General features: G+C 43.1%; 2 tRNA genes. Both read right to left on the reverse strand.

The window, feature by feature from the left end:
- Positions 1–176: 176 nt before the first annotated feature.
- Positions 177–252 (reverse strand) — tRNA-Ala (locus tag QTO06_RS25435).
- 43 nt (positions 253–295) lie between these two features.
- A tRNA-Ile gene (locus QTO06_RS25440) sits at positions 296–372 on the reverse strand.
- Between the last annotated feature and the right edge of the window lie 69 nt (positions 373–441).

The following is a 441-nucleotide window of genomic DNA, read 5'->3' on the forward strand; positions in this document are numbered from 1 at the left end:
TAAAAGTGATATTCCCAAGAACACTTGAATGTGTTTTTTGGTGTTTGTCTTAAAGACAAACATTGAGAACTTTACAAACAATCTTAAAGATTGTTTTGTCAGCTTTCCAAATTGTTAAAGAGCTAGATTTTCTGATGAAAACCATTTTTAAACACTCTCGTAAGAATGCTTAAAGATGGTGGAGCTATGCGGGATCGAACCGCAGACCTCCTGCGTGCAAGGCAGGCGCTCTCCCAGCTGAGCTATAGCCCCATCAAGGTGTCGATACTGTATGCCAATTCCTTGGGAAGGGAATTGGTGGGTCTGAGTGGACTCGAACCACCGACCTCTCGCTTATCAGGCGAACGCTCTAACCACCTGAGCTACAGACCCAGTATCGTCTCTTTTACTTATAAACCGTATCAATCTGTGTGGACACTCATCGTGAGTAATCATCGTTTA

The organism is Vibrio sp. M260121 (genome assembly GCF_036533715.1).
Lineage (GTDB): Bacteria > Pseudomonadota > Gammaproteobacteria > Enterobacterales > Vibrionaceae > Vibrio.